Consider the following 6,091-nt stretch of genomic DNA (forward strand, 5'->3'; position numbering starts at 1 on the left):
TGCCCGAGGGCCGGCCGTACGGCGAGGAGCGGCTCCCCTCCCTGAGCGGACCGGGCGGGGGAGCCGCTCCTCGCCGTGTCTCAGCGGCGCTCCGCCGGCACCGGACCGTCGACCAGCGTGTCCAGCAGCCCGCCGAGCACCTCGCGCTGCTCCTCCGAGAGCGGGGCCAGGATCTCCGCGGCCGCCGATCTGCGCGCCGCCCGCAGCTCGCGCAGCGTCTCGCGCCCCTCGTCCGTGATCTCGATCCGGGTCACCCGGCGGTTCGTGGGATCCGGCACCCGGCACACCTTGCCGCTCGCCTCCAGGCCGTCGACCAGCGTCGTCACCGCGCGCGGCACCACCTCCAGCCGCTCGGCGAGGTCGGCCATGCGCGGGGGCGCGTCGTAGTGCGCGAGGGTGCGCAGCAGCCGGGACTGGGCCGGGGTGACGCCCAGGTCGCGCGCCTGCAGATGACGTTTCTGGATACGCCACACCCGGCGCGTCAGGCGCAGCAGCTGCTCGGCGAGCGGGCCGTCGGGATCGGGGGTGCTCATACGGGAACAATATCAGGACTATGTTCATTGTGAGTATAGGTAACAGTGAGCTATGCTCCGTGAGTCCGTACACACCACACCCATCCGTAGGAGCCATGCCCCGAGACGAGATCAACTGGACCCCCGACGGCACCTCGGCCGGTCAGCCCCGCCAGGTGCGCCGTATCCTCAAGCTCTTCCGCCCCTATCGCGGCCGGCTCGCGATCGTCGGCCTGCTGGTCGGCGCCGCCTCGCTGGTCTCGGTCGCCACCCCGTTCCTCCTCAAGGCGACCCTCGACACCGCGATCCCCGAGGGCCGCACCGGACTGCTCGGCCTGCTGGCGCTGGGCATGATCGTCAGTGCCGTCCTCACCAGCGTCTTCGGTGTCCTGCAGACGCTGATATCCACCACCGTCGGCCAGCGCGTCATGCACGACCTGCGCACCGCCGTCTACGGCCGGCTCCAGCGCATGTCGCTCGCCTTCTTCACCCGCACCCGCACCGGCGAGGTGCAGTCGCGCATCGCCAACGACATCGGCGGCATGCAGGCCACCGTCACCTCCACCGCCACCTCCCTGGTCTCCAACCTGACCAGTGTGGTCGCCACCGTCGTGGCGATGCTCGCGCTGGACTGGCAGCTCACCGTCGTCTCGATGGTCCTGCTCCCGGTCTTCGTGTGGATCAGCCGCCGGGTCGGCAACGAGCGCAAGAAGATCACCACCCGGCGCCAGAAGCAGATGGCCGCGATGGCCGCCACGGTCACCGAGTCGCTCTCCGTCAGTGGCATCCTGCTCGGCCGCACGATGGGCCGTGCCGACTCGCTCACCGCGTCCTTCGCGGCGGAGTCCGAGCAACTGGTCGACCTGGAGGTGCGGTCGAACATGGCCGGCCGCTGGCGGATGGCCGTGATCTCGATCGTGATGGCCGCGATGCCCGCCGTCATCTACTGGACCGCCGGTGTGGCCCTCCAGTGGGGCGGCGCGCAGATCTCGCTCGGCACCATCGTGGCCTTCGTCTCCCTCCAGCAGGGACTGTTCCGCCCGGCCGTGAGCCTGCTGGCGACCGGCGTCCAGATCCAGACCTCGCTCGCGCTGTTCCAGCGCATCTTCGAGTACCTCGACCTGCCCATCGACATCACCGAGCGGGACGAGCCGGTCCATCTGGACCGGGTGAAGGGCGAGGTCCGCCTCGAGAACGTCGAGTTCCGCTACGACCGGCACGACGACCGGGCCGCCCCGATCCTCGACGGCGTCGACATCACCGTCCCGGCGGGCGAGAGCCTGGCCGTCGTCGGGCCGACCGGCGCCGGCAAGTCCACCCTCGGCTACCTGGTGCCCCGGCTCTACGACGTCACCGGCGGCCGGGTCACCCTGGACGGCGTCGACGTCCGGGACCTCGACTTCGACACCCTCGCCCGCGCGGTCGGCGTCGTCTCCCAGGAGACGTACCTCTTCCACGCCTCGGTCGCGGACAACCTGCGCTTCGCCAAGCCGGACGCCACCGACGAGGAACTGCACGCGGCGGCCCGGGCGGCGCAGATCCACGACCACATCGCCGGGCTGCCCGACGGCTACGACACGGTCGTGGGCGAACGCGGGCACCGCTTCTCCGGCGGTGAGAAGCAGCGCCTCGCGATAGCGCGCACCATCCTGCGCGACCCGCCGGTCCTCATCCTGGACGAGGCGACCAGCGCCCTGGACACCCGCACCGAACACGCCGTCCAGGAAGCCATCGACGCACTGTCGGCCAACCGGACGACACTCACCATCGCCCACCGGCTCTCCACGGTCCGCGGCGCCGACCAGATCGTCGTCCTCGACTCCGGCCGGGTGTCCGAACGGGGCAGCCACGAGGAGCTGTTGGAGCTCGACGGCCGGTACGCGGCGCTGGTGCGGCGGGACGCGCAGCTGGAACCGGCGCCGACAAACTGAAGATATGCCGGGTTTACGGCGATTCGCGGGCTAACGTTCCCGCATGCACAGGAACACTCCGCCACGGAAAAGGATCCGACGCGACGGGATCCGACGGAACACGATCCGACTGACGCGCCGGGGCAGGCTCGCCCTCGGCGTGGCCGGCGCCGTCGTGGCCGGCACCGCGGTGGCGGTGCCGCTGCTGATCCTGGGCGACGGCGAGGCCGCCGGACCGGCCACCCTGGTCATCCCGGAGGGCTGGCGCGCGTCCCAGATCTACGACGCCGTCGACAAGGCCCTGGCCCTCCCCGCGGGCAGCACCAGAACATCCGTCGGCACGGCGGAGCTGAAACTGCCGGGCGACGCCGAGGGCAACCCGGAGGGCTACCTCTTCCCGGCCAGCTACCCGGTGAAGAAGGGCGCGACCCCGCAGTCCGTACTGCGGTTCATGGTCGACACCGCCAACCAGAGGTTCAACGGGGCGCCCCTCGCGGCCGGGGCGCAGCGCAACGCCATGAACGTCTACCAGGCCGTCACCATCGCCAGCATCATCCAGGCCGAGGCCGGCGACAAGGCCGACATGGGGAAGGTGGCCCGGGTCGTCTTCAACCGGCTGCAGCGCGGCATGCCCCTGCAGATGGACTCCACCCTCAACTACGCGCTCAACCGCAGCACCCTCAACACCACGACGGACGACACCCGGGTCGAGAACCCGTACAACTCCTACCAGCGCATGGGCCTGCCGCCCACGCCGATCGACAACCCGGGCGAGGACGCGATGCGCGCCGCGATCAACCCGACACCGGGGGACTGGCTGTACTTCGTCACGGTCCGGCCGGGCGACACCCGCTTCACCGCCGACTACGCCGAACACCAGCGCAACGTCGCCGAGTTCAACGCCGTACAGAAGGCGAAGCCGCAGTCGCCGGCGGCGCCGCGGCCGTCCCGCTGAGGGCTCCGGCAACGGACCGCCGCGGCCCGCGCCCGCGGGGCGTCAGGCGGCGACCGGCTCCCCGGCCAGCAGCCGCCTGATGTCCCGCACGGCCTCGCGGCCCGCCCGGTTGGCGCCGACGGTACTGGCCGACGGGCCGTAACCGACGAGGTGGACGCGCGGGTCGGCGACCGCTCGGGTTCCCTCGGCCCGGATCCCGCCGCCCGGCTCGCGCAGCCGCAGCGGCGCCAGGTGGTCGAGGGCCGCGCGGAAACCGGTGGCCCAGAGGATGACATCGGCGTCGACGTGCCGGCCGTCGGCCCACTCCACCCCGTCCGGGGTGATCCGGTCGAACATCGGCCGCCGGTCCAGCACTCCGTCCTTCAGGCCCTGCCGGATCGCGTCGTTGAGCGGCAGTCCGGTCACCGAGACCACGCTCCGCGGCGGCAGCCCCTGCCGCACCCGCTCCTCCACCAGCGCCACCGCGGCCCGGCCCGCGCCCTCGTCGAAGGGCCCCTCCCGGAAGACCGGCGGCCGTCGGGTCACCCAGGTGGTGGCGGCCGCGTACGGGGCCAGCTCCAGCAGGTGCTGGGTGCCGGAGGCCCCGCCGCCGACCACCACGACCCGCAGCCCCGCGAACTCCTCGGGCCCCGCGTACCGCGCCGTGTGCAACTGCCGCCCACGGAAGGTCTCCTGGCCCGGGTAGCGGGGCAGGAACGGCCGGTCCCAGGTCCCGGTGGCGTTGATCAGCGCCCGCGCCGACCAGTTGCCGCGGTCCGTCTCCACCAGCAGCCGCCCGCCCCCGCCCTCGCGCACCGCGCGGACGTCGACGGGCCGCCGCACCCGCAGGTCGAAGGCGCGCTCGTAGTCCGCGAAGTACCCACCGATGACCTCGGCGGACGGCCGCGCCGGATCGGCCCCGGTCAGCTCCATCCCCGGCAGCGCGTGCATCCCGTGCACCCTGCCGTACGTCAGCGACGGCCACCGGAACTGCCAGGCACCGCCCGGGGCGGGGGAGTGGTCCAGCACCACGAAGCCGCGGTCCGGCTCGAAACCGGTGCGCCGCAGGTGAAAGGCGCTGGACAGACCCGCCTGACCAGCGCCTACGACGACCACCTCGACCTCACGCACATCGTTCACGTTTCTACCAACCCGGGGGTGGCCCCGGATCTTCCCCGCCCCGCCCGTTCCCCCGCCGGCCCCCGCATGCGCGAGGATGTGGGCATGTCGGACGCCTTCACCACACGAGTGCTCCATGTCGCCACCGGCAGCCGCGAACGGGTCGTCGACCTGACCGCGGACTGCGAGGCCTTCCTGCGCGAGGCCGCGGCCGGCCGCGACGGGCTGCTGAACATCTTCGTCCCGCACGCCACGGCCGGTGTCGCCGTCCTGGAGACCGGCGCCGGCAGCGACGACGACCTGCTGGCCGCCCTGCACACCCTGCTCCCCGCCGACGACCGCTGGCAGCACCGGCACGGCAGCCCCGGCCACGGCCGCGACCACGTCCTCCCGGCCCTCGTCCCCCCGCACGCCACCCTCCCGGTCGTCGACGGCCGCCTGGAACTGGGCACCTGGCAGTCGGTGTGCCTGGTCGACACCAACAAGGACAACCCGGAGCGCAAGGTGCGCATCAGCTTCCTCGCGGGTTCCTGACCTGCCGGCCGGGCCGTTGACCCCGTGCGGGCGGGCCAGCCGGTGACCCCCGCGCGGGCCAGGCAGCGGGCCAGGTCCGTACGGGAGCGCAGGCCGAGTTTGCGGTAGACGCGGGTGAGATGGGCCTCGATCGTCTTGCGGGACAGGAAGAGCGACGCGGCGGCCTCGACGTTGCTGAGACCGTCACCGACGGCACGCGCCACCTGGAGCTCCTGCGGTGTGAGCAACGCGATCGGCGGCGGTTCGCCGTCGTGCCCGGCGGACCGGTGTCCCGCCGCCGCGACCTCCGCCTCGGCCCGCACCGCCCACGGAACGGCCCCCAGTTCGGTGAACGTCCGCAGCGCGAGCAGCAGCGGCTCCCGGGCCGCCGACGGCCGCCGCAGCCGCCGCAGCGCCGCACCCGCGACGAGCCGGGTCCGGGCCGACTCGAAGGCCATCTCCCGTCCGGCGCAGGCGCGTTCGGCGACCGACAGCCAGTCGGCGGCCTCCTCCGCGGACCGCGCCAGCGGCACCCGGCACCGGGCGTGCGCGACCGCGGGCCACGCCATCCCGGTCGCCGCCTCGCGCTCCCGCAGCCAGTCCGTCACGGCGACCGCCTCCTCCCGCGCCCCGGAGCGCAGACAGGCCTCGGCGAGATCGGCCACCCACGGCATGAGGGAGCAGTTGACGAGGCCCGTCTCCGCCGCCAGGCCGAACGCCGCCGCCAGATGCGTCCGCGCCGCCTCCGGATCCCCGGCGGCGAGCGCGGACGTCCCGAGCGCACCGCGGGCAAAGAGCGCCAGACCGCGCAGCCGGCCGTCACAGCAGCGCTCGTACCGCGCCACGCGCTCCCGGCAGTCCACGAAGTCGCCGCGGAGCGCGGACAGCCGCGCGAGCTGCACCAACGCGTAGCCCGTCATGGCCAGATGCCCGAACTCCTCCGCCCAGCGCAGCGCCTCGGCGGCGTCCGCCCGGGCCATCGGCCAGCACGACCACATCTCCACCTCCCCCCCCGTTATGTTCTTCGCGGCTCCGCAATGGGGCCGCTGGCCTCCGGGCCCGGCATGACTGTGTCCCCCTGTCGAACGGATGACCTGGGGGGT

The 6,091-nt window shown here is 73.1% G+C and carries 6 protein-coding genes and 1 pseudogene; 4 read left to right on the top strand and 3 right to left on the bottom strand.

Features of this window, described 5'->3' with window-relative positions; translation table 11 throughout:
* Positions 1-80 precede the first annotated feature (80 nt).
* A complete protein-coding gene (locus ACZ619_RS34455; protein ID WP_469607490.1) occupies positions 81-533 on the bottom strand; it encodes a MarR family winged helix-turn-helix transcriptional regulator in 453 nt (150 codons plus the stop codon).
* A gap of 95 nt (positions 534-628) precedes the next feature.
* Here ACZ619_RS34455 and ACZ619_RS34460 point away from each other — a divergent pair, with 95 nt between their 5' ends.
* Positions 629-2,443 (top strand): ABC transporter ATP-binding protein, encoded by a 1,815-nt coding sequence (locus ACZ619_RS34460; protein WP_469607493.1) that lies wholly within the window; start codon positions 629-631, stop codon positions 2,441-2,443.
* 43 nt (positions 2,444-2,486) lie between these two features.
* Positions 2,487-3,377 carry an endolytic transglycosylase MltG gene (gene mltG / locus ACZ619_RS34465; protein WP_469607496.1) on the top strand — a complete coding sequence of 297 codons (891 nt, stop codon included), beginning with the start codon at positions 2,487-2,489 and terminating at the stop codon, positions 3,375-3,377.
* Positions 3,378-3,419: 42 nt separating this feature from the next.
* Here the strand turns inward: mltG and ACZ619_RS34470 are convergent, their stop codons facing one another.
* Positions 3,420-4,496, bottom strand: coding sequence for an NAD(P)-binding domain-containing protein (locus ACZ619_RS34470; protein ID WP_469607499.1), 1,077 nt, complete (start codon positions 4,494-4,496; stop codon positions 3,420-3,422).
* 84 nt (positions 4,497-4,580) lie between these two features.
* On the opposite strand from ACZ619_RS34470, the gene ACZ619_RS34475 reads away from it, so the two are divergent.
* Positions 4,581-5,009: a secondary thiamine-phosphate synthase enzyme YjbQ gene (locus tag ACZ619_RS34475; protein ID WP_469607502.1), complete on the top strand. Its 429-nt coding sequence runs from the start codon at positions 4,581-4,583 to the stop codon at positions 5,007-5,009.
* Between the two features lie 125 nt (positions 5,010-5,134).
* Here ACZ619_RS34475 and ACZ619_RS34480 read toward each other — a convergent pair.
* A pseudogene (locus tag ACZ619_RS34480) lies at positions 5,135-5,311 on the bottom strand (LuxR C-terminal-related transcriptional regulator); the annotation flags it as partial.
* On the opposite strand from ACZ619_RS34480, the gene ACZ619_RS34485 reads away from it, so the two are divergent.
* Complete coding sequence (locus tag ACZ619_RS34485; protein ID WP_469607504.1) at positions 5,229-5,900, top strand: hypothetical protein; 672 nt, start codon at positions 5,229-5,231, stop codon at positions 5,898-5,900. The pseudogene ACZ619_RS34480 and the gene ACZ619_RS34485 sit on opposite strands and share 83 nt — an antisense overlap.
* Positions 5,901-6,091: the final 191 nt, after the last annotated feature.

Source organism: Streptomyces sp. NPDC104367 (assembly GCF_055583825.1).